The 23700-nt window shown below is 35.9% G+C and carries 23 protein-coding genes; 19 read left to right on the top strand and 4 right to left on the bottom strand.

Annotated features, from left to right (window positions below):
* Positions 1-14 precede the first annotated feature (14 nt).
* From BCR24_RS16830 to BCR24_RS05355, 11 genes are all read left to right on the top strand, one after another.
* Positions 15-170, top strand: a complete 156-nt coding sequence (locus BCR24_RS16830; RefSeq protein WP_167351667.1) for a hypothetical protein — start codon at positions 15-17, stop codon at positions 168-170.
* Between the two features lie 162 nt (positions 171-332).
* Positions 333-1202 (top strand): AraC family transcriptional regulator, encoded by an 870-nt coding sequence (locus BCR24_RS05395; protein WP_069639549.1) that lies wholly within the window; start codon positions 333-335, stop codon positions 1200-1202.
* Positions 1203-1352: 150 nt separating this feature from the next.
* On the top strand, positions 1353-1622 hold the full coding sequence (gene rpsN, locus BCR24_RS05390) for a 30S ribosomal protein S14 (RefSeq protein WP_069639548.1): 270 nt from the start codon (positions 1353-1355) through the stop codon (positions 1620-1622).
* Between the two features lie 34 nt (positions 1623-1656).
* Complete coding sequence (locus BCR24_RS16825) at positions 1657-1797, top strand: putative metal homeostasis protein (protein ID WP_167351666.1); 141 nt, start codon at positions 1657-1659, stop codon at positions 1795-1797.
* A 406-nt stretch (positions 1798-2203) separates the two neighbouring features.
* Entirely contained in the window at positions 2204-3283 is a 1080-nt protein-coding gene (locus tag BCR24_RS05385; RefSeq protein WP_069639547.1) for a Gfo/Idh/MocA family protein, read from the top strand.
* 142 nt (positions 3284-3425) lie between these two features.
* A complete protein-coding gene (locus tag BCR24_RS05380; RefSeq protein WP_069639546.1) occupies positions 3426-4163 on the top strand; it encodes a ThuA domain-containing protein in 738 nt (245 codons plus the stop codon).
* Positions 4160-5128: a sugar phosphate isomerase/epimerase family protein gene (locus tag BCR24_RS05375; RefSeq protein ID WP_069639545.1), complete on the top strand. Its 969-nt coding sequence runs from the start codon at positions 4160-4162 to the stop codon at positions 5126-5128. The genes BCR24_RS05380 and BCR24_RS05375 overlap by 4 nt, the downstream gene beginning before the upstream one ends.
* A 447-nt stretch (positions 5129-5575) precedes the next feature.
* Complete coding sequence (locus BCR24_RS05370) at positions 5576-6610, top strand: Gfo/Idh/MocA family protein (RefSeq protein ID WP_069639544.1); 1035 nt, start codon at positions 5576-5578, stop codon at positions 6608-6610.
* A 124-nt stretch (positions 6611-6734) separates the two neighbouring features.
* Complete coding sequence (locus tag BCR24_RS05365) at positions 6735-8570, top strand: LTA synthase family protein (protein WP_069639543.1); 1836 nt, start codon at positions 6735-6737, stop codon at positions 8568-8570.
* A 27-nt stretch (positions 8571-8597) separates the two neighbouring features.
* A complete protein-coding gene (locus BCR24_RS05360; RefSeq protein WP_069639542.1) occupies positions 8598-9353 on the top strand; it encodes a tRNA 2-thiocytidine biosynthesis TtcA family protein in 756 nt (251 codons plus the stop codon).
* A 13-nt stretch (positions 9354-9366) separates the two neighbouring features.
* Positions 9367-9774 carry a hypothetical protein gene (locus BCR24_RS05355; protein WP_069639541.1) on the top strand — a complete coding sequence of 136 codons (408 nt, stop codon included), beginning with the start codon at positions 9367-9369 and terminating at the stop codon, positions 9772-9774.
* Positions 9775-9840: 66 nt separating this feature from the next.
* On the opposite strand, the gene BCR24_RS05350 is transcribed toward BCR24_RS05355, so the two are convergent.
* Positions 9841-10815, bottom strand: a complete 975-nt coding sequence (locus tag BCR24_RS05350) for an NAD-dependent epimerase/dehydratase family protein (RefSeq protein ID WP_069639540.1) — start codon at positions 10813-10815, stop codon at positions 9841-9843.
* A gap of 128 nt (positions 10816-10943) precedes the next feature.
* Here BCR24_RS05350 and BCR24_RS05345 point away from each other — a divergent pair, with 128 nt between their 5' ends.
* Positions 10944-12152: a helix-turn-helix transcriptional regulator gene (locus tag BCR24_RS05345; RefSeq protein WP_069639539.1), complete on the top strand. Its 1209-nt coding sequence runs from the start codon at positions 10944-10946 to the stop codon at positions 12150-12152.
* Between the two features lie 73 nt (positions 12153-12225).
* On the opposite strand, the gene BCR24_RS05340 is transcribed toward BCR24_RS05345, so the two are convergent.
* From BCR24_RS05340 to BCR24_RS05330, 3 genes are read right to left on the bottom strand one after another with little or no spacing between them, the layout of a single operon-like run.
* Positions 12226-12423 carry a bacteriocin gene (locus tag BCR24_RS05340; RefSeq protein WP_239574228.1) on the bottom strand — a complete coding sequence of 66 codons (198 nt, stop codon included), beginning with the start codon at positions 12421-12423 and terminating at the stop codon, positions 12226-12228.
* Complete coding sequence (locus tag BCR24_RS05335) at positions 12404-12583, bottom strand: hypothetical protein (protein WP_069639588.1); 180 nt, start codon at positions 12581-12583, stop codon at positions 12404-12406. The genes BCR24_RS05340 and BCR24_RS05335 overlap by 20 nt, the downstream gene beginning before the upstream one ends.
* Positions 12584-12600: 17 nt before the next feature.
* Complete coding sequence (locus BCR24_RS05330; RefSeq protein WP_069639538.1) at positions 12601-12849, bottom strand: hypothetical protein; 249 nt, start codon at positions 12847-12849, stop codon at positions 12601-12603.
* Positions 12850-13118: 269 nt separating this feature from the next.
* On the opposite strand from BCR24_RS05330, the gene BCR24_RS16660 reads away from it, so the two are divergent.
* The 7 genes from BCR24_RS16660 (at position 13119) to BCR24_RS05300 (ending at position 23663) form a co-directional block, all read left to right on the top strand.
* Positions 13119-13259: an EntF family bacteriocin induction factor gene (locus BCR24_RS16660; RefSeq protein WP_157804658.1), complete on the top strand. Its 141-nt coding sequence runs from the start codon at positions 13119-13121 to the stop codon at positions 13257-13259.
* A 42-nt stretch (positions 13260-13301) separates the two neighbouring features.
* Positions 13302-14594 (top strand): sensor histidine kinase, encoded by a 1293-nt coding sequence (locus BCR24_RS05325; protein WP_069639537.1) that lies wholly within the window; start codon positions 13302-13304, stop codon positions 14592-14594.
* Positions 14595-14604: 10 nt separating this feature from the next.
* A complete protein-coding gene (locus BCR24_RS05320; RefSeq protein WP_069639536.1) occupies positions 14605-15357 on the top strand; it encodes a response regulator transcription factor in 753 nt (250 codons plus the stop codon).
* 26 nt (positions 15358-15383) lie between these two features.
* Positions 15384-17534: a peptide cleavage/export ABC transporter gene (locus BCR24_RS05315; RefSeq protein WP_069639535.1), complete on the top strand. Its 2151-nt coding sequence runs from the start codon at positions 15384-15386 to the stop codon at positions 17532-17534.
* Between the two features lie 17 nt (positions 17535-17551).
* Positions 17552-18919 (top strand): bacteriocin secretion accessory protein, encoded by a 1368-nt coding sequence (locus BCR24_RS05310; protein WP_069639534.1) that lies wholly within the window; start codon positions 17552-17554, stop codon positions 18917-18919.
* A gap of 359 nt (positions 18920-19278) precedes the next feature.
* Complete coding sequence (locus tag BCR24_RS05305) at positions 19279-21990, top strand: cation-translocating P-type ATPase (protein WP_069639533.1); 2712 nt, start codon at positions 19279-19281, stop codon at positions 21988-21990.
* A 506-nt stretch (positions 21991-22496) separates the two neighbouring features.
* Entirely contained in the window at positions 22497-23663 is a 1167-nt protein-coding gene (locus tag BCR24_RS05300) for an oxalate decarboxylase family bicupin (RefSeq protein ID WP_069639532.1), read from the top strand.
* Positions 23664-23700: the final 37 nt, after the last annotated feature.

The raw sequence follows: 23700 nt of genomic DNA, 5'->3' as shown, positions 1-23700 counted from the left end.
AGAAGTGAACTGGTTTGAAAGACGATGAGTTTATTGATTATTTAACGGTTGCACTTAAAAATTTAGGATTTACCAAAGCTGGGGTCTTCAACGTAGAAGGAGAAGTGAAAAGGCTGCTTAAAACTTATTCAGTTGAAGAGATAAAGTCTAAACTAGCACAAATGAAATAGGAAACTTTTAATGAGGCTGAGACACAAACGTTCGGCCAGCTGACAGGTGACTGAGTTGTAACTCCTAGAGTTATATCTCGGTCATTTTTTTGCATAAAAGCGGTTGTAAATAATCAAAACTTTGATAAAGTAAAGAGGAAGAGACAGAGTTGGAGGCAGAAAATGAGCGTATATTTAGAAAGACCCGAATTCGAAGAAAAGCTTCTTTTTAGAGCGTTTATCAATGACGGCATGACAATCGTTTACCCGCATTGGCATAAAGAAATTGAATTGATATACTCAATCCATGGAACTGTCAATATCGGTGTAGGCGATGAAATTGTCCACTTATCTGAAGGAGAAATCTATTTTTTTGCCAGTGGCGAACCTCATTATTTTTTAGCGTCACCAAACAGTGAACGAATCGTTTATCAGTTTGATTTAAGCTTATTTAATGAGAAGCAGTTAAAATCAGTAGGGGACGGCTCGTTGATTGAATTATTTGAAACAGGAGAAAAACACAGTTCAAAATGGTCGAAGTCCTTAGTGTCAGATATCAAACAGCTATTGCAACAGTTATTTGAAGAATACGAAAAAAATAATCAGGGGAAAAAGTATGCGCTCTTTAGTTTACTATTTCAATTGATCACAACTTTTTATAGAAGACTACCTCAAACACAACTAGAAGTTAAAAAAGGTGCAAAAGCTTCCACAATCAAATACAAAGAGAACTTGGAACTGTTAGATCGGATCTTTAGCTATGTTGAGAATCATTATGAAGAATCGCTGACATTGGAAGAGGTAGCAAAATATAGCGGCTTTAGCTCTTATTATTTCACCCGATTTTTTAAGGCGAATACTGGAATGACTTTCATGCGTTTTTTGACGGAATACCGCATCAATCAAGCGAAGTTTATTTTGGCAAATGAAAAAGTACCGATGATCGAAGTAGCTGAAAAGTCAGGATTTGCTAGTGTGAAGACGTTCCATCATGTGTTTAAAGAGCAAGTAGGCGTTTCACCGTTGAAATATCAAAAGATGATTATAGAATAAAAGAAAACAAGTTAACTATAAATTGAATGAAAAGAAGAGCCTAAATCGTGGGCTTTTTTTATAATAAAAAACTTGCATTTTCTTTTGTTTGATGTTACTCTTAACCCTCTTAAAAAGTAATCATTACGATTTAGAAAGGATGAAAGAAAAGTGGCTAAAAAATCAAAAATTGCCAAAGCGAAACGTCAACAAGCATTGATCGAAAAATACGCTGAACAACGTAACGAGTTAAAAGCAAATAATGACTACGTGGCTCTTGCAAAATTACCAAAAGATTCTAATCCAAATCGCTTGAAAAATCGCGATTTGATTGATGGACGACCAAGAGCCTATATGCGTAAATTTGGCATGTCACGGATCAATTTTAGAACGTTAGCACACCAAGGACAAATTCCAGGCGTACACAAAGCAAGCTGGTAATGAGACCGACCAATAGATGCAAAGAGGTGATTTGATGGAGAAACAAGACCTTTCAAGTGCACGTAGACGATTGAAGTGTACAAACCGAAAAACCAGAAAACGGGCATTGAAAATCGTTCAGCAATATAAGCGGGAGCAAAGACATCGAGTGATGGCTTCTGGTAGTGCTGGCTAAGTGTTTTTCAGAACAAATGAGAGAATAAAGTTCTTCCTTTTAGTATAAAAGGAAGAGCTTTTTTCGTTTTATTTAGGCTGTTTTGTTTTCATGCTGTTGTTAATTGTTGGTGTTTTGCAAGTAGGTAGATAACACTCATTTTAGACGGCTTGTCCTGTTCAACATCAGTATGTTGTAAGGTGTTTGGTGATTGATATGTAAGGAAACTTCGCTCACGTTGTTCGCCAAGTACTGTTCATCATCTGCTCTGGCGGAGCCAGTCGCAGTGATTCACAGCAATATCCAGGAATTTTTCAACCATAATCTAGGAAGAAAGCTCTTTCATTTTTTTGTATAGTAATAGTGTAGAAGTGGAACCGTTTTATTGTCCACTGAATAATAGATGTATATTATTGGAGGTTTTTTGATGACATTGTTGAAAGTAGGAATTATCGGTTGTGGTGGGATTGCTAATGGTAAACATTTGCCAGCGCTTGCACAGGTTAAGGAAGTAGAATTGGTTGCTTTTTGTGATCTGATCAGTGAACGAGCAGAAGAAGCAAAAATACACTATGGAACATTAACAGCGAAGACATTTACTAATTATCAGAAGATGCTTGAAGAAATGGAGTTGGATGTTGTTCATATTTGTACGCCAAACAGCACGCATGCGGAACTATCGATTGCAGCGATGGAAGCCGATTGTCATGTAATGTGTGAAAAGCCAATGGCTAAAACATCAGCCGAAGCACGTAGCATGATCGAAGCGGCAGAAAAAACAGGAAAAAAATTAACGATTGGCTATCAAAATCGTTTCCGAAAAGATTCGACCTATTTACATGAAATCTGTGATGAAGGCGAACTAGGCGAAATTTACTTTGCTAAAGCCCATGCCATTCGCCGTCGTGCTGTTCCCACTTGGGGTGTTTTTCTTGATGAAGAAGCCCAAGGTGGCGGCCCGTTGATTGATATTGGTACGCATGCACTGGATTTGACGCTATGGCTGATGGACAATTATAAACCAAAATATGTAGTAGGAAAAGCCTATCATAAACTTGCAGAGACCGAAAACGCAGCCAATGCGTGGGGGGCTTGGGACCCTGAAAAATTCACTGTTGAAGATTCGGCATTCGGTTTTATTATGATGGAAAATGGTGCAACAATCTTTTTAGAAGCTAGCTGGGCATTGAATAGTTTAGATGTAAAAGAAGCTAAAACTACTCTTCACGGCACTAAAGGCGGGGCTGATATGAATGATGGATTAACCATCAATGGAGAAGATCACAGTACACTTTTTGAGAAAAAAATTGAATTAGAACCTGGTGGCGTTGATTTTTATGATGGTGCTGGCGACAAGCCGGAAGTGTTAGAAGTACAATCATGGATCGATGCAATCATCAATGATACAGAACCTGTTGTTAAACCTGAGCAAGCTTTAGTTGTGACAGAAATTCTTGAAGCAATTTACAAAGCATCCGAAACGAATCAACCTGTATTTTTCAATTAACTCAAGATTATCTAGCTTCATGAGCTAGCATCTCGTAAAAAAGATAAAATATGAATGTGACAAAAAACATCACAGTCATATTTTCCTATTTTTCGTCGATGCTAAACGGCTCATTCAGCTTCTAAATTAGGGGGAAAAAACGATGATCCAAGTCACAGTCTGGAATGAATTCCGTCATGAAAAAACAGATGAAGCTGTAAAAAAGGTTTACCCAGATGGCATTCATCAACAAATCGCACAATTTTTAAAGGAAGATGATTTTTCTGTGCGAACAGCTACCTTAGATGAACCAGAGCATGGCTTAACAGAAGAAGTTCTAGCAAATACCGATGTCTTGATTTGGTGGGGACATGTTGCCCACCAAGAAGTTTCTGACGAGATTGTGCAACGCGTCTATCAATGTGTGTTGGAAGGGATGGGCTTAGTCGTCCTTCATTCAGGTCATATGTCAAAAATTTTCATGAAACTAATGGGCACATCATGCGATTTAAAATGGCGAGAAGCACAAGAACATTGCCGCATCTGGACTGTAGCGCCAAGCCACCCCATTGTTGAAGGAATCGGTGAGTATATAGAGCTTGAAAAAGAAGAAATGTACGGTGAACATTTTGATATCCCAACACCAGATGACTTGATTTTTATCAGTTGGTATCCAGGCGGAGAAGTCTTTCGCAGTGGTTGTACCTACCATCGTGGTAACGGAAAGATCTTTTATTTTCAGCCAGGTCATGAAACGTATCCTTCTTATTATAATAAAGAAATCCAAAAAGTAATCAAAAACGGTATCCGCTGCTGTCAACCAACGCAAAATGCTTATCCAAATTACGGGCACCATGAACCTTTAGAATCTATTACAAACAAGAAAGGAAATGAACAATGAAATTAGGTGTATTTACTCCATTATTCAATAATTTAAGCTTTGAAGAAATGATCGATACAGTCTCAAAAGCAGGACTAGAAGCAGTTGAAATCGGCACAGGCGGCTCGCCAGGAAATGCTCATTTAGATATCGATCAATTATTAGCAAGTTCAGAGGCTAGAAAAGAGTATTTAGCGAAACTTGCTGACAAAGGCTTAACGATCAGTGCATTAAGCTGTCATAATAATCCTATTTCTCCACTAAAAGAAACGGCCCAAGAAGCAGATCAACTATTGCAAAAAACGATCAAACTAGCTTCTTTAATGAACGTATCAGTCGTCAATGGCTTTTCTGGTGTCTCAGGAGGAAATGCTACCGATACCCAAGTCAATTGGCCCGTGTTACCTTGGCCAACAGAATACGATGATAACTACAATTACCAATGGGAAAAGAAATTGATCCCTTACTGGAAAAATATCAATACCATCGCAGAAGATGCTGGAGTGAAAATCGGCATCGAATTGCATGGCGGTTTCTTATGTCATACACCTTATACGATGTTAAAACTCCGTGAAGCCACAGGCAAAGCAATCGGCTGTAATTTAGATCCAAGTCATTTATGGTGGCAAGGCATCGATCCAGTAGCTGCAGTAAAAATTTTAGGAGAAGCGGGTGCAATTCATCATTTCCACGCGAAAGATACGTATTTAAATCAAGACAACATCAATATGCATGGACTAACGGATATGCAGCCATATGGGAATGTCAAAACCCGTGCGTGGACGTTCCGCTCAGTTGGATGCGGTCATGATTTAAAAGTTTGGTCAGACATTATTAGCGCACTTAGAATTTATGGATACGATTATGTTTTAAGTATTGAACATGAAGACCCGATCATGTCAACAGAAGAAGGCTTAAACAGAGCGATTACTAATTTGAAAAGTATTATGATTAAAGAACAACCTGCGGAAATGTGGTGGGTATAATTAAGGAAACAACGCTCCATATAGTAGCCTTGTACTGTTCAACATCGACTCACTGTGTTCCTCGTGGTTCACAGCAAAGCTGAACGAAGCGTTTAGCTCTCAAGAAACCAAGTAGGTACTGAGCAACATCAGTTCATTGCATTCACTGTGTTTTACAGCAATTAGGAATCTGAATGTGGAACGCTTTTTGTTCCATATGAAGATTGTCTATTTTCCTGGAGAGCTGCTTCGTGAAGCTGGATGAAACAAAAGCTGAGTAGGCTGCTCAGACTTTGAGCAGTAGAATGAGAAAAATATAGCGATGCTTTTTATCGCGGATTTTTCTTATCTACTGTCGAAAAGTCTAGCCTGCAAAGCTAGACGTCAAAGAGAAGAACGCGACTGTTTCTGATCAATTTTCTCCCCATCCTACAAAAATTACCTTCTTTAATAGAAAGGACTCAAAAAATGACAGCAATCAATTTTGCCGTAATCGGCTATGGCGGGATGGGTTCATACCATATCCATAATATTATGCCTAATGAAAACGAACGAATCCATGTCGTTGGAACTTACGATATTTCAGGCGAACGTCAAAAAATTTCCAGTCAACACAAGCATAAAATCTACCATTCACTAGAAGAAGTCCTAACCGATGAAACGATCGAAGCAGTGTTGATCGCTACGCCAAATGATTCACATAAAGATCTAGCAATCCAAGCTTTGAAAGTTGGAAAACATGTTGTCTGTGAAAAACCAGTCACCATGAATGTAGAAGAATTGGACGAAGTGCTAAAGGTCGCTAAAGAGACAGGTCAAACCTTTATGGTTCATCAAAACCGACGCTGGGACCCTGATTTTTTGATCACACGAGAATTATACAAAAAACAACAAATCGGAGAATTATTCCAAATCGAATCACGCGTTCAAGGAGCAAATGGCATCCCGGGTGATTGGCGTCATGAGTTAAAACATGGCGGCGGTATGCTTTTAGATTGGGGTGTCCATTTATTAGATCAACTATTATTTTTAGTGGATAGCCGAATCGAAAAAGTATCTGCCGATTTAAGCTATATTCTTGGCGATGAGGTGGATAATGGCTTTATCACGTATATTATTTTTGAAAATGGCATTCGAGCAATTATCGAAGTTGGGACAACTAATTATACAAAATTACCTCGCTGGTATTTAAAAGGAACCCAAGGAACAGCCGTCATCCAAGATTGGGATCTTTCTGGTGAGATGATCGTTGATTCAGGCAAGAAAAATATCCAAGCACCAAAACCAATTCAAGCAGGCGTTGGTTTGACTAAAACCATGGCGCCACCATCAGAAGAAGCAACCGAGACGGTAGCATTACCCAAGATTACTGCAGAATATGACACATTTTATAAAAATTTTTACAAAGTTGTTAGGGAACAAGCAGAACCCGTAGTTAAAAATGAAGAAGTCCGTCAAGTGATGGTTCTGATCGAAGAAATCTTTAAAGCAGCAAAAAGATGAATCAAATGAACGAAATAGCTTCATCCTAAAAGTAAAGTTCCCTAAATAGGGTACTTTACTTTTTTTTAGACTAAGCATAAAATATTAAAGAGCGGATTTAGGAAGAAGAAAAGGGAGAGTATTTGTGAAAAAAAAATTACAATTATTTAAAAAGAAACCAATTAAGTATTCATTGATCATAGTTGGAATGATTTTGTTGGTTTTTATCAGCAACTTATACTTACAGTGGTGTCAAAACGAATTATCATTTGATTTAGTAGCTAAATTTGCTTTTTCTTGGCATACTGAAAAATTTATTTTAGGTAGTCTAGTCTTGTTGCTATTTTTATTATTTCTATGTAGTGTAGCAGGTTCACTAATACTTGGAAGTGTCCTGTATGTAATTACGATCGGAATTTTAGGCTTTGCAGATTATCAAAAAATGTTTTACCGAACTGAGCCGATTTATCCAGATGATTTAAAAATGATTACGGAATTTGGTTTATTAAGAGAAATGATTGGAACGATTCCTTTTGTTATTATTATATTGATTGCAGCAATCGGTTTATTCTTTTTCGGCAGAGCCATTTATAAAAGCCGTCTGTTATCGAAAAAATGGCAGATCATACGAATCTCAGGCATAGTTATCACAGCAGCACTATTGCTGTATGTCAGCGATTTTAACAACCCAAATAATTTATTAAGGAAAGCCTATAACAAAACAGCGTTATGGATTCCCTATAGTCAAAAAATGAATTATTACAATACTGGATTTATGGGTGGATTTTTGTATAACTTAAAAGTTGATGCCATGGATAAACCAAAAAACTACTCAAAAAAGACCATTGAAGACATCACGACTAAATACACAAAAACAGCTCAAGCAACAAACAGTTTATCTGAAGAAAAGCCAAATATTATTTTTGTGATGAGTGAAAGTTTTTCAAATCCGCAAAATTTAAACGGTGTGACCGTCAATAAAGATCCTTTAAAAGAGTATTATGATATTGCAAAAACAACCTATAGTGGTCAAATGCTCTCGCAGAATTATGGTGGGGGAACAGCGAATATTGAATTTGAGGCACTGACCAGTTTCTCCATGGAATTATTCAATCCTCAACTGACAACGCCATACACAATGCTGATCCCTAAAATGAAGGAAGTTCCGTCGATTGTTTCGTTATTGAATCAGCAGGACTATCAAACAACCGCGATTCATCCTTATAATACATCGATGTATAAGCGTAAAGATGTCTATCAGACGATGGGCTTCGATCAGTTTATCAGTGAAGATACGATGAAATACACAGAAACACTTGAAAATAATCCTTATATTTCTGATGAGTCGGCATATAAAGAAGTATTCGATTTATTAAAAGAGGATCAAAAGCCGCAATTCGTTCATTTGGTAACGATGCAAACGCATATGCCATATAGCGATAAATACAAGAGCTCAGATTACTCTTCACAAAGTTTAGGAAACAAAAAAGCAATCGATAGCTACATGCAAGATGTTGCCTATAGCAGTGAAGCATTGAAACAATTTACAAGTTCATTGAAGGAGCTCAAAAGACGGACATTAGTTGTTTTTTGGGGTGATCATTTGCCTAGTATTTACTCAGATGAGATCAAATCGGCTAACGATGAAGTAAAAATACACCAAACGGAATTCTTAATGTATGACAATCAAGGAAAACTTAGCGAGAGAAACATACATGATGCAGTTACAAGTCCTTTTTACTTTACGCCTTCATTATTTGAACAAAGCGGCATGCAAATGACTGGTTTTTATCAATTGCTATCTGAATTAGAAAAACAAGTTCCAGCTTTTGAGAAAAGCTTCTATTATAAGGATAAACAATGGAATAAAACACTTGCTCTAAATAAAGCACAAGAAGAATTATACGAAGACTATCGCTTGATTCAATATGATATTGTTTCTGGAGAAAATTATAGCTTAAAAACAGATTTTTTTAAATGAAACAAATGAGGTGAAAAGGAGTAAACGATGAGCTTTAAAAAGAAAGATAATCAAACGTATTATAATCCGATTCGTCGTGCCGTGTTGAACCACCAAATGATTCAACCAGGTGATAAAGTTGCAATTGGGATGAGTGGTGGCAAAGACAGCACAAGCTTGTTGTATTTTCTAGATATGATCAGCAAGCAAAAACGCTTAGGCTTTGAATTTGAAATCGTGCCGATCACATTAGCTATGGGGTTTGATATGGATATCAGCCCTTTGCAGGAATTTGTGGAAGGATTAGGGTATGAGCTGGACATTGTGCCGACTAATATTGCCCAAGTTGTCTTTGATATCCGAGAAGAACGCTCACCGTGTTCGCTTTGCGCCAAATTACGTCGAGGAATTTTGTATAAGCGTGCCAAAGAAGTTGGCTGCAATAAAGTGGCTTTAGGTCATCACCTAGATGATGCTATCGAAACGTATTTTATGAATTTTCTATTTCACGGTCAAATGGCTAGCTTTGATCCGATGAGCTATTTATCCAAAACAGATATCACCTTGATTCGCCCTTTACTTTATCTAGAAGAAAAACAGATCATTCAGTTTGTTCAAAGAGAAGAGCTCCCTGTGATTTTCAATCCATGTCCTGTTGATAAGAAAACCAAACGGGAAGAAATCAAACATCTTGTAAGTGGGTTAGCCCAAAGTTACCCTGATATTCGAGAGAAATTTATCATGGGGTTGGAGCAAGGGACATCTGAAAATTTTTGGACAAAGTCACTGCTATCACCTGAGTGAAAAAAGGAGTACTATGAAAAAAATTATTGTGTTGTTTTTGTTGGTACTTGGTGGTTGTTCGAAAATAGAGCCATCGAAAACTGAAGAAGTAAACCCTAAAGCAATTGAAAGCAAACAAGTCGAATTTGAATTTAAAGGGAAAAAATTGCTCATTACGAATCACTCGGAAAAGATTATGACATTGATAGAAACTGATACAACCTATTCTATAGAAGAAAAGGGAAAATGGCAGACGATCGATCAAATTTCAGGTTCGCTTTCAATTACGTACAATGTGTTAAGTAAAGAAGTGTACGAATACGATCTTACCAAAGAACTGTCGGAAATTGGTACCAATAAAATCAAAGTGACAGTTGTTTATACCTTTGAAACTGGTGATGAAACAAACCAATATGAAAAAGAGCTGATCTACAAAGAATAGCAGGAACTGCAAACTATTGAAACACAAAAAGACCACCTGAATATCTATCAGATGGCCTTTTTGTGTTTATGAGGGATCGACGCATTTTGCTAGTGTTTCCTTAATAGAGGCAACCACATCATAATGTTTCACATTCAACGTAGGGAAGGTATCATTAGGATCTAGATACAAATCATATTCCTGCATCATCGCTGATTTTGTCGAATGAATACCATGTTCCAAACCAGCTTTTGCCGCTTCAGCATCAATACCTTCGTAAATGGCTTTGACATCATTATAAGAAACGACTGGGACTGCTGTATCTTGTCCTAAAGCGTCGACCATCATTTGATAAAATTCTTGATATTTCATATTGGTATCACCAATTGCATACGTGCTGCGGTGTGTCCCGTTTTCCATGGCACCAACGGCGGCCTCAGCAACTTGTTCAACAGTTACCATTGCAGTGCCGCCTTTTAGTGCTGGGAAAACATCTTGACCTTTGATTTGTTCTGTAAACATTTTCCATAGCGGTTCACGGCCTGGCATTGTACCGAAAATATAAGGCAGACGTAAAGAGGTTACAGTCATGCTGCCGTCACCTTCTGCAAAAGCTACTTGTTCTTGTAATAAGCGCATCATTGGGTAAGCCTCAAGTGTTAAATTTGATTCAGGCAAACGCTCAGCGAATTCAGCAAAGTAAGAGCCAAAAACAACAAAATCTTTCACACCAGCTTCTTTAGCCAAGTAAGCTAAACGTTGAGTAGGCAATACATTTGCTTCGTAGAAAAATTTAGACGCAGGTTTTTTCGGAACGACACGTTCGTCTGCTCCAGCTGCATAAATAAAACCAACACAACCTTCAAGCATGGCTAAGATTGCTTCATCCGTCATATCATTGATATTTCCCAGAGTGACTGAAACATCACTAGAAAATAAATCCTCAGCTGGCATTGGCGGTAAAGAAATCGTAGCGACTTCATAGCCTTTTTTCAATAATTCTTCCGTTGTATAATACCCTAAAAAACCAGTTCCACCTAACACAAAAACTTTTTTACTCATGAGTAAAACCTCCTAAAATCTATTTGTGATATGAATCACATGTACAACTATAGTATAATCGTAATGAAGAGGAAATGTTGGACGCGAGAAATACAATTCTTATCCTAAATGAACAAAGGAGTGGTGTTATGAAAGCAAGTCTTCCTTATACTGGAACTAGTTACTATGGTTTTGAATTAACAAAAGCTGATTTTATTGTAAGAAACGAACGGTACAAAACTGCAACGGCTAAGACGAGCCGTATGACTGTTCAATTTCTTTTTATAAAAAACGGTTCTGGAAAAGTTCAGATCAATAATCAAGAATACCTAGTGGAAAAGGGGAGTGTACTTTGGCTATTTTCATATCATGTGTATCATTTTGTTGAAATTTATGAAGAAATCCAAGCCATCACTTTTGACCTTTCTTTAAATGTTTTAATGTTGTCCTCCTTGACTACCCGTTCGGTTGAACAGCATATGAGTTTTTTTGAATATTGGGACACACCTGTTCTTAAATGTGAAGAGAAGGACTTTACGTATTTATTAACGATTTTTACCCATGGACTGCAAGAATATGAGCAACAAGAGCGACTCTACGATCTATCGTTGCTTGCGGATTTATATCAAGTAATTGTCTGGTTTGAACGAACGGCAAGACATCAATGGACTCGTGAAAAACCAATTCGTGAGATCAGCTCCAAAATTTTGTTATATGTTCATTTTCATTATAGAGAAGAGTTGCTACTCAACGAAATAGCGGATAAATTTAAAAGTACACCGCAAACGATCAATCGAGGACTAAAGAAATTAACGGGAAAAACATTTGTAGAAAATCTGATTGACGTTCGCATCAATAATGCTTTAGCAATGTTAAAGTTTGAGGAGCTAGATATCGCTTTTATTGCTGATTTTATCGGCTATCGGTCAGTTCCTAGTTTTAATAAACAATTTAAGGCTATGACAGGTTATTCACCTACAGAAGTTAGAAAAATTAGAGCAACTGATAAGAAAATGAATTCGTTTCGTTTTCAAAACAGTCTCCCCTTTGAAATCTATACGTATATTAATCAACACTATAGTGAACCAATTTCAATTCAAACCGCAGCTAAATATTTTTATTCTAGCCCAACTAAAATCGATCAAATCGTCTTGGATGAGTTTTCAATGACCTTTAATGCGTTGGTAGAATATAATCGAATGTTATTTGCCCGTTCTCTTTTATTGAGCTCATCTAAAAAGATCAGTGAGATCGCTGAAGCCTGTGGCTATCAGTCGATTCGCACCTTCAACCGGAATTTTTTAACTTTTTGGGGCAATACGCCGAAAAAATATAAAGAACTGCTGACTAATAAATAGAAGAAAAAGACAGAATAACTAGTTTCTAAAAATCAACTACTTACTCTGTCTTTTTCACATTAAATGAACGAATTTATTTTCCGTTCCAACCTTTTAGGAAGCCTTTGGCAATTTGGTCGGAGTGTTCAAAGGCTTGTTTGGCAAGATAACCACCGATAGGAATTAATAAAGCTGCTGGCCCAATGCCACCTTTAATATCTTTTAGTTTTTTTTCTGAAATCACTTTTTTCAAAATAATCATTCCTTTCAAATTATCCTTTGATTGCTCCATAGATTCCTTTTGCAGTACAAACAGGATTCGCAAAATTTAAAGAAGATAATGAACATTTCGTATAGGCTCCTAGGCCAACGCCATAACGTTCCCAAAAACCATCATTACTTCCACCACAAATCTTTTTTAATTCTTGCTCGTTCAATTCTTTTTTGATCATTTTCTTACCTCTTTCTTTCATTTTTTATTTTTACTTCCTCTCCAATAAAAGTAGAGAGTCAAAGTTAAAACGATTATTGTAATTCCGATAAAATTCGTTAATAAAAAGCTATCGATTCTAAAATAAATCGATACTGTATCATTAATCCAATCCGCAATAATGTAACTGATTATGACACTTATTGTTTTTTCAGTAATAGAAGCTATGTCAATTCCTTTTTCAACTATTTTTATTATCCTGATCCTTTCGTTAGAAGTCTTTTTCAATTGTTTTGTTCTCCTTTCGACGATCGTTGATTCTTCATACTGGTACGACCCTTTTTTTTGCGAGACCTTACTACATACTTGATTATATAGTGGCTTATTTAATTTGTGTTAAAAAGATCCTGAATACTATTGATTTCATTCTTGAATGAGCTAAATAGCACTTTTCATTCATTCGAGAACGATTTAACCGTGGTTCAGGAAGTTTTTTTATGTTATATAGAAATTGTGTCATACTAAATTTAGTAAATTCATATAGGGAGGGAAAACAAATGGATATCAAAAAAATTAAGAATGTAAAAAAATGTTCCGATAAACAATTATTGGTTGTAAGAGGAGGAACTAATTTATATAATGGAAAACCAATTTCTAATGTTGCACAGTGTGTGTTTTCTTTTTTCAAGAAATGTTAAATAGTGATTCTTTTTGATATAATTTAATCAGGAGGGGATCACTTGATTAATATTAATACAAAAGCTTACATATTAAGGATGATTGTGGATCTTTTTTATTTATACGGGTTACTTTTTTATATTAATAAAAATGACTACACTAAGAAAAAATTAGCGATCATCTTTATTTTCCTACCAATAACCTTTATTTTCCAATTATTTAGTGGTCTGGCAGATATGATTCCTATTTTGAGCAGTTATTTTTTATTAAAAAGAAACGGGAAATTTAATCATATTCTTTTAAACAAGCTTACTTTATGTATGCTTATAAATGACGTTTCATCAATCGTAAGCTCAATTATTATGTATTTTGGGTTTTCACATGGTGGAATAAAAGGGTACACGTATATTTTTATTCAATTGATTTTGAAATTGTTTCTACTATCACTTTTTATCATGTTATACAAAAAATTACATGTTAACTCAGTAATTGAGCATTATAGCTCCGAATTAACATCAGTTCTGATGATTTATCTATTTGCAGTTTCTTTACTTGTCTCATATGCGGCTCATTATTATGAGGCATTTGATCAATTTATTATGGGAGTGACGGGTTTCATTATTGTTCAAACTATATTTGTTATCTTATTTTTTATCCGAATCACATTAAGGCAAAAAGAGAAATACGAACAACAATTAGAAAAACAAGAATTGATTAATTTAAAAAATTATACAGACCAATTAGAACAGAATCAAGAACAATTATCAAAATTCAAACATGACTATAAAAATATTTTACTAAGTCTAAAAGAGGCTTCAGCGAATAGTGAAAATCAGGTGTTCTTTGAGCAAGTGCAAGAGTTGGAAAACTATTCGAATCATTACATTTCAACATCGGATTTGAACTACGGTCACTGCCAAAATATTAAAAATATGTATTTGAAAAGTCTGATTATCTCTAAGTTTCATGAAGCAAAGAAACAACAAGTTTACTTTAAATTTGAGTGCTATGAAGTAGTCGAAAAAATTCCGATGCCGATTTTTGATTGTATTCGTGTTTTAGGTATTGTTCTTGATAATGCAATCGAAGCGACAAGTGAAAATGAAGAACGTACAATATCGTTTATGATTCATCAAGATAATTATCAACTGGAATTTTATATTGAAAATTCTTTTCAAGATCTAGATATTCCTCTAAACTCTCTACTAAAAAAAGGCTTTACAACTAAAGGAAATCATCAAGGTTTAGGATTGAGTACAATTAAGGATATAAACAAAAAGAATAAGAATATGTTTGTTCAATACCAAAAAGATCAATATAAATTTTCCACTCAGATCATCTTGATTTGGGAGTAAGGGAGGCAGTATGAGTTATCCGATTATTATTTGTGAAGATCAAATTATCCAATTAAATCAAATTGAGACTATTATTCAGAATTTTATTCTCTTTCATAATAATCTTTTTCAAATTACATTAAAAACACAGAGTCCAGAAGAAGTAAAAAAATACCTGCATAAATTTAAACCAAAGCAGGGAATTTATTTTCTGGATATTGATTTAAATCATAAAATGAATGGGATCGAACTTGCAGAGGAGATACGATCACATGATGTACAGGCAAAGATTATTTTTATTACAACTCACGATGAAATGATTCCTTTAACGATAAAACGTCGGATAGAAACATTGGGTTTTGTGGTAAAGGATCAATCATTAGAAAGTTACCGAGCCGAAATCGTAGAGTTGTTAGCTCTTGCCCAGCACAGAATTGACTCTTTGAAAATAGAGCAAAATAATGCGTTTGTTTTTTCGATTGGTTCACAAACGTTTCTACTTGATCTACAAGAAATATACTTACTAGAACCTTCAGCGCTACCTCATAGAGTGACACTTTACACAAAAAACGGTCAATATGAATTTTATGGGAAATTAACAGATATAGAAAAGAAATACCCGGTATTATTTAAAATCAATCGTTCTTGTTTGATTAATCCTAAAAACGTTAGAGAAATAGAGTTCAAAAAACGTTTGATTTATTTTAATGCAGAATTAACAAGGACATTTGCTATTGGAAAAACCAATAGGATTAAAGAACGGTTTCAAAAAATTCTTAACTAATTTTTGGAAAGGATATCAAATAATATATGAAACCATTTCCTTATATTCAACAACAAGATGAAAAAGATTGTGGTGTGGCTTGTCTAGCCATGATTCTAAACTATTATAAAACAGAAATCCCTATCCATAAATTACGAGAATTATCAGGGACCGATTTGGAAGGAACTTCTGCCTTTGGCTTAAAAAAAACATTGGAAAATTTAGATTTTGAGTGTTTAGCTATTCAAGCAGATAATGAAATTTGGCAGGAAAAAGAATTGCCATTTCCCTTAATTGCTCATGTGTTAGTCGACAATAGTTTTATGCATTATGTCGTTGTGTACGATAAAAAAGGAGCCTCGTTATCACTTGCAGATCCAGCCAAAGGAAAAGTAAAAAAGTCAATTGAAGCATTTTCAGCAGAATGGACAGGTATTTTGATCTTACCTACACCAAAGAAATCCTATCGACCGATTAAGGAAAAAGTTAATGGATTAAGTTCGTTTTTACCAATAATTTGGCAACAGAAAAAATTGGTTTTTCATATTGTATTAGCCTCATTTTTTATTACTTTATTTGGCATTGGAAGTTCCTATTATTTTCAGGGTCTCCTAGATTATTTTATTCCATATCAAGCACATTCGGCGCTTAATATTGTGTCTAGTGGATTGATTATTGTCTATCTTTTTCGGGTGTTTTTTGAATATAGTCGCAGTTATTTATTAATTATATTAGGGCAACGAATGAGTATTGCAATTATGTTGACTTACTTTAAACATGTGTTAACACTCCCAATGACTTTTTTTGCAACACGTAAATCAGGAGAGATTATCTCTCGTTTTTTAGATGCGAATAAGATTATTGATGCTCTTGCTAGCGCCACACTTTCTGTTTTTTTAGATATTGGAATGGTGCTATTAGTGGGAATTACCTTAGCCATTCAAAATAGCACACTCTTTTTAATCACACTGGCATCATTACCATTTTACCTCATAGCAATTTTAGCATTTGTTAAAAGCTACGAAAAAGCGAATCAAGAAGAAATGACTGCTGGAGCTACGCTAAACGCCAATATTATCGAAAGTCTGAAAGGGATAGAAACAATTAAAGCTTATAGTGGAGAAAATCAGGTGTATGATCGCGTTGATAGAGAATTTATCAAACTTATGAAAAAATCATTTCAGACTGTAACCTTGGATAATGTACAACAAGGAATAAAACATACCATTCAATTGATCAGTAGTGCTTTGATTCTGTGGCTAGGTTCATATTTTGTGATGGATGGAACCATTAGCTTAGGTCAATTAATTGCATATAACGCATTACTTGTGTTTTTTACGGATCCTTTACAAAATATCATAAACCTTCAAGTAAAAATGCAAACAGCTCAAGTGGCCAATAAACGACTAAATGAAATTTTTGACATTGAACCTGAACAAGTGAATACCTCAATAGAAAAAACTATTTCTGTAGAAAACTTTCAGCAAGGCATTTCTTTAGAGCGGGTTTCATTCTCCTATCATATGAAAGCACCTACGCTAAATGCGATTTCCTGTTGGATTCCTGCTCATAGTAAAGTTGCATTAGTAGGCGTTAGCGGGTCGGGAAAATCTACTTTAGCAAAATTACTAGTAAATTTTTATTCTCCTTCAGAAGGAACAATCAGTTATGGACAGGTAAACCATCTAGATATTGAATACAAACAGCTAAGAGAAAATGTGACGTATATCCCGCAAGACTCTTTTTTTTTCAGTGGAACAATTTTAGAGAACTTGACTTTTGGTTTATCTATAATACCAAGTTTTGAACGTATTTTAGAAGTTTGTAAAGCTGTCCAATTAAATGAATTTATTAACCAGCAACCTTTGCGCTTGGAAACAGTTTTGGAAGAAGGTGGGGTGAATCTTTCGGGCGGACAACGTCAGCGTCTAGCTATTGCTCGAGCGTTATTAAAAGATGCAGACATTCTGATTTTAGACGAAGCAACCAGTGGATTAGATACTATATTAGAACATAAAATTTTAGAGTATTTACTACAACTTGAGAATAAGACACTTCTTTTTATCGCTCACCATCTATCAATTGCGAAAGAATGTGATCAAATTCTTGTTCTTCATGAAGGACAATTAGTTGAGCAAGGAACTCATGATAAATTACGATTTAACCAAGGAATTTACCAGCAGTTGTGGGAAATATAGTAAAAGGAGGATTGACAATGGCAAAGAATGATTGGCTTGACCACTCCAGTATTTATAGTCAACAACACAATACCTTTTATCGTTGGATAGTGTATCCAGTTATCATCCTATTTTTGTTGTTAGGACTCTTTTTATTTTTCGCCAAAAAAGAAGTAGTCATACAAACGACAGCACAGTTAATTGGCACAGAAACAGAGAAAGTCCAGGTTCCTATAGATGCTAAAATACTAGAAAATAAGTTACATGAAAACCAACGAGTACAAAGAGGTGATTCTTTAATAATTTTTGATACAGAAGTGTTGTCGAATGAACAAAAACTGCTTGAACAAGAAAATAAAACAATTGAAAAGCAAAAGAAAGCAGCTCAAACGTTTATTGATAGTTTAACTCAAGAGCGTGATCTTTTTGAAAGCGAAGATATATATGGTTACAGTAATCAATTGAAAAGCTTAGTAGCAGAAAATGAATCCAATGAGTATATGTCCAAACAAAGTATAGAAATAACTAAAAAGAATCTTGAGATGTATCAGAAAAACAAAGAGCAGATGTCTCAACAGCTGAATGAAAGACAAAGCCAAAAGAATGAATGGGAGCAAGTTCGTTCTGCGTGGAATAATAATCAGCAAGAAGTCCAAGGTTTTGCTACAGAAATCATGGCTAAATATCAATTCTGGCAATCTCAGTTATCAAATACTTCAGAAGAACTAAATAATCAAGTACGGACAACTGTCTTAGTTGAAATCGAAGAGCAGATTGCACAACTAAATAAGGAAATAGAGCAAGTACAAGGAGAACTAGCTAAACTGGTTATACCAGCTAACTCTGATAATGAAGTCAATAGTTATCATAAAAAAGCCAAACAAAAGATAGAACAGACGGTAGCAACTACCAGACAAAGTTTGCTTGAATTAACGAATACTCAACAGAAAAATACGACTGCACTCAAGACGCTGAATGAACAAATCGAACAAGGTACTCTAAGGGCTTCGATCGATGGAAGGGTTCACTTAACTGAACAAGTAAGTGGGCAAAAAGTTGTTCAACAAGGAACGCTTTTAGCGGAGATTTATCCAATCTTGCAGGACGATTATATGATGTTCACTGCACTATTGCCTACAAATGAAATTAATCGTATAGAAAAAGGAATGAATGTTCACTTCAAATTAGATAAGAACAGAGAAACAACAACGGTTGATGGCATTTTAACAGAAATTTCAGAAACAAGTACGACAAGTGAACAAGGAACTTTTTTTACCATTAAAGGAGAATTACGATTGCCAAGAAAATTCAAAAATCGGTATGGGCTCACAGGAGAGCTATCTCTCATTGTTGGGACTAAGACATATTGGCAACAAATTAAAGAGATCCTATTAAACAAAGAATAAACTACAACTTTTTCAAACTAAACAGAAATTTTTCTGAAAATCAAGACGATTTCATTTGAAAAACACTAAAAGAACAGGTATAATTAGTTCATCAATGATAATTGGTGAAGGATATTGATCTGTCACCACTATTATTTCATGAGGGAGTAACTGGCGGCGCTAGCTGCGGCAACATCACCAACTCCGAAAGAAATTTCTGGTGTTGTCTTAAACGGTGAGACTTATGTATGTTCTATTTAGCATACAGAGGTCTATTTTTTTTCGTTTTTGCTACGAACATTAAGTCCAAAAGCGTGTTCGTTTCGCTAATATGAAGTAAAATAGATTTAAGTAGCTGCACATTACAGAGGAGGAAGAACATGTCAGAAGAGAAAAAGGTTCAATTATCTGAAGCATTTTATACGCAGTCAGATGAAGAAGTCTTACAAAAGTTTGATACGACAGTCGAAGGACTATCCAATCAAGAAGCCAAGAAAAGATTAGAAAGCTATGGGGCTAATGCTTTAGATGAAGGGAAAAAGAAATCAATCGTTGTAAAATTCTTTGAACAGTTTAAAGATTTTATGATCATTGTCTTACTATTTGCTGCAGTAATTTCCGCAGTCTTCTCAGGTGATTTTGTTGATTCCATCATCATTCTACTCGTGGTTATTTTAAACGCGATCTTCGGTGTGATTCAAGAAGCCAAAGCAGAACAAGCGATTGAAGCTTTAAAAGAAATGTCTTCGCCGAATGCGAATATCCGTCGTGATGGTCACGTGATCACAGTGAAAAGTGATGAACTAGTACCAGGAGATATCGTTTTATTAGAAGCAGGAGATGTTGTTCCTGCAGACTTACGTTTATTGGAAGCTGCGAGTCTTAAAATCGAAGAAGCAGCTTTGACAGGTGAATCTGTACCAGTTGAAAAAGAAGCTATTGTTTTAGAAGGTAAATCTGATGACATCGGAATCGGTGATCGGATCAATATGGCGTATTCTAACAGTAACGTGACTTATGGCCGCGGAATCGGTGTGGTTGTCGGCACAGGGATGAACACCGAAGTCGGTAAGATTGCAGGGATGTTAGCCAACGAAAAAGAAACTGAAACACCATTGAAACAAAACTTAAACCAATTAGGTAAAATGTTGACGATCGCTATTTTAGTGATTGCAGCAGTGATGTTTGTTGTTGGTATGATGAACGGCCGTACATGGATCGATATGTTATTAACATCAATTTCATTAGCCGTTGCAGCGATTCCAGAAGGATTGCCAGCTATCGTTACAATTATTTTAGCTTTAGGTACACAAAAAATGGCGAAGAAAAATGCCATCGTCCGCAAATTACCAGCGGTTGAAACATTAGGAAGCACAGATATTATCTGTTCAGATAAAACTGGGACGTTAACATTAAACCAAATGACGGTTGAAGCTCTTTACACAGATAATGAAGTAAAACCTGCAACAGATGCTGTTGCTATGGATAATATGGCCTTAAAAATCATGAACTACACAAACGATACAAAAATTGCACAAGACGGTTCATTGATTGGTGATCCAACTGAAACAGCACTTGTTCAATACGGTTTAGATCACGATTTTAACGTAACGGAAAAAGTTGCTGCTGAACCTCGTGTTGCTGAAATTCCATTTGATTCAGATCGTAAATTGATGACAACTGTTCACCAATTAGCAGATGGTAAATTCTTAGTTGCTGTCAAAGGTGCACCAGACGAATTACTAAAACGTTGTAATCAAGCATTATTAAAGGGTCAAACACCAGCAATGGATGACAAACAACGTCAAGAAATTTTAGCGACTAATACAAAATTAGCCAAACAAGCATTACGTGTTTTAGGAATGGCTTATAAAATCGTAGATGCGGTTCCAGCGGAAATGGATTCTGATTTAGTTGAAAAAGACTTAGTATTTGCAGGTCTTGTCGGCATGATCGATCCAGAACGTAAAGAAGCAGCCGAAGCGGTAAAAGTAGCCAAAGAAGCTGGCATTCGTCCAATCATGATCACAGGTGACCACAAAGACACAGCCGAAGCAATTGCTGCACGTCTTGGTATCATTAAAGAAGGTGACGACGATGCTGTAATTACAGGTGCTGAATTAAATGAATTATCGGATGAAGCATTTGCAAAAGTCGTTGAACATTATTCCGTTTATGCTCGTGTTTCACCTGAACATAAAGTTCGTATCGTGAAAGCGTGGCAACAAGAAGGTAAAGTCGTTGCTATGACAGGTGACGGTGTGAATGATGCACCAGCCTTGAAAGCAGCTGACATCGGTATCGGCATGGGGATTACTGGTACAGAAGTATCAAAAGGTGCCTCTGATATGGTCTTAGCGGATGATAATTTCTCTACTATTATCGTAGCCGTTGAAGAAGGACGTAAAGTCTTCTCAAATATCCAAAAAACGATTCAATATCTCCTTTCTGCTAACTTAGGGGAAGTATTGACACTCTTTATTGCAACAATGTTAGCGTGGGATACCTTACTACCAGTTCACTTATTGTGGATCAACTTAGTAACCGACACATTCCCAGCAATTGCTTTGGGCGTAGAGCCTGCTGAGCGTGACGTGATGAGCCATGCGCCTCGTGGGAAGAAATCAAACTTCTTCTCTGGCGGTGTCTTGAGTAGTGTAATTTATCAAGGGATCACACAAGGTGCGTTGACGCTGATCGTGTATAAAATGGCGATCGAATTCCCAGCGCACACAGCAGCGAATATGCCAAACTTATCAGCAGCAGCCTTATATGATTTACAACATGGTGATGCGTTGACAATGGCATTTGCAACATTAGGATTGATTCAATTGTTCCACGCATTCAACGTGAAATCTATTTACCAATCTGTCTTTAAAGTTGGGTTGTTCAGAAACAAATCATTTAACTGGGCTATCTTAGTATCGTTCTTGTTACTAGCAGCAACGATTCTAATTCCAGGATTCAATGACTTGTTCAGCGTAACGTCATTAGATGCTTACCAATGGGCAATCGTTGCTGGAACGTCATTTGCGATTATCCCAATCGTTGAAATTGTAAAATTTGTTCAACGTAGAATGGGAAAAAGTTAACAACAAATCGAAAAAAATGAATAGACTTATAAATAAGTTTAAAGTCAACTAAATACGAAGACCAAAAATCATGAAAAAGATTTTTGGTCTTTGTATTTTTTTTAATTAAATCAATGTAAAAAGACTCTCAAACTATTTCGATTTAGTTTTACTGAAAAGAGAAACAGGGATTAAGCTTATTTTAGAGGCTTTTATTTTTTTTTCAAAAAAAAACAGCTCTTATTTTTGAATAATAAAAAAAAAGTGAATACTTATTTGCTGTATATTATCTATTATCAAAGAGTAAACAGGAAACTTTGATGAACAGTTGTCACTTGCTGCGATAGGAAAGGAAGAAAAGAATTATGGGCATAAACGTATAAAGAATCGGTGGATCAGCATTTAAAGGGATAGAAATCAATAAAATTCTAATTTTTTTGTAAAAAGTCAATCATAAGTATATCATTGTCTAAAAATCGATTTTCATGAGACAATCAATACATATTAAATTTAAGGAGTGATTGGATATGTCAGAAGAAAAAAAACTTGAGCCTTACAGACACACCGATGGGAAAGGGTGGATTGATCATGGACCTAGAAATACTAGTCGTGATGAAGAAAATCCAGATATTCTAGTGCCACCTGCTACTGACCATGGAACGATGGCGAATTTAAGATTTAGTTATTCTGATTCACATCAACGCTTGGAAGAAGGCGGATGGACAAGAGAAATCACAAACCGTGATTTTCCCATTTCACAAGATGTTGCTGGCGTAGACATGAGCTTAGAACCCGGTGCTTATCGAGAAATGCATTGGCATAAGGAAGCTGAATGGGGCTTGATGCTCTATGGAAATGCTCGTGTGACGGGTATTGATGAATACGGACGCTCCTTCATTGATGACATTAAAGCCGGAGATTTATGGAACTTTGAAGCGGGAGTTCCTCACTCTATTCAAGCGTTAGACGAAGGCTGTGAATTTTTATTAGTTTTCAGTGAAGCTGATTTTTCTGAAAACAATACATTCTTATTATCGGATTGGTTGGCACATACGCCACCTGAAGTGGTTGCGGCAAACTTTAAAAAATCAACAGAGGAAATTGAAAGTTTCCCTGCTAAAGAAAAATATATTTTTAAAGCAAATATTCCTGGTTCTATTGAAGAAGTCGAACGTCCAAATGTGAATGGGAAAGTTCCATCGCCATTTACATTTCATATGGATACAATTAAACCGATTGAATCAGAAGCTGGTCGTGTACGAATCGTCGATCAAAACGTTTTTCCTGTAGCGAAAACAATTTCGGCTGCTTTTGTGGAAGTAGAGCCAGGTGGAATGCGCGAACTTCACTGGCATCCTAAAGCTGCAGAATGGCAATACTACATTCAAGGGAAAGCTCGCATGACAGTTTTTAACTCTGCTGGTGTTTCTAGAACGTTTGATTTCCAAGCAGGTGACGTAGGTGTCGTTCCAATCGTAGCTGGACACTACGTACAAAATATTGGTGATGAACCCTTGATTTTTGTAGAAGTCTTCAAGCATGGTGAGTATTCTGATATTTCATTAAATAAATGGTTAGGCTCTTCCCCATCGCAAATGGTAGCGGATCATTTAAACGTTACGAAACAATTTGCGGAGTCACTACCAAATCCAGAAAAGCCACAACCTGTTGTTTGGTTTAAAAAACCAGAATAGTTTTTGTTTCAATGCCTAGAAAATAAATAGGAAAATT

The sequence above is a fragment of the Enterococcus ureilyticus genome, from assembly GCF_001730315.1.
In the GTDB taxonomy this organism is placed as follows: Bacteria; Bacillota; Bacilli; order Lactobacillales; family Enterococcaceae; genus Enterococcus_L; species Enterococcus_L ureilyticus.
The sequence above is the reverse complement of the archived record's forward strand: the minus strand, read 5'-3'. Positions and strand labels throughout refer to the sequence as shown.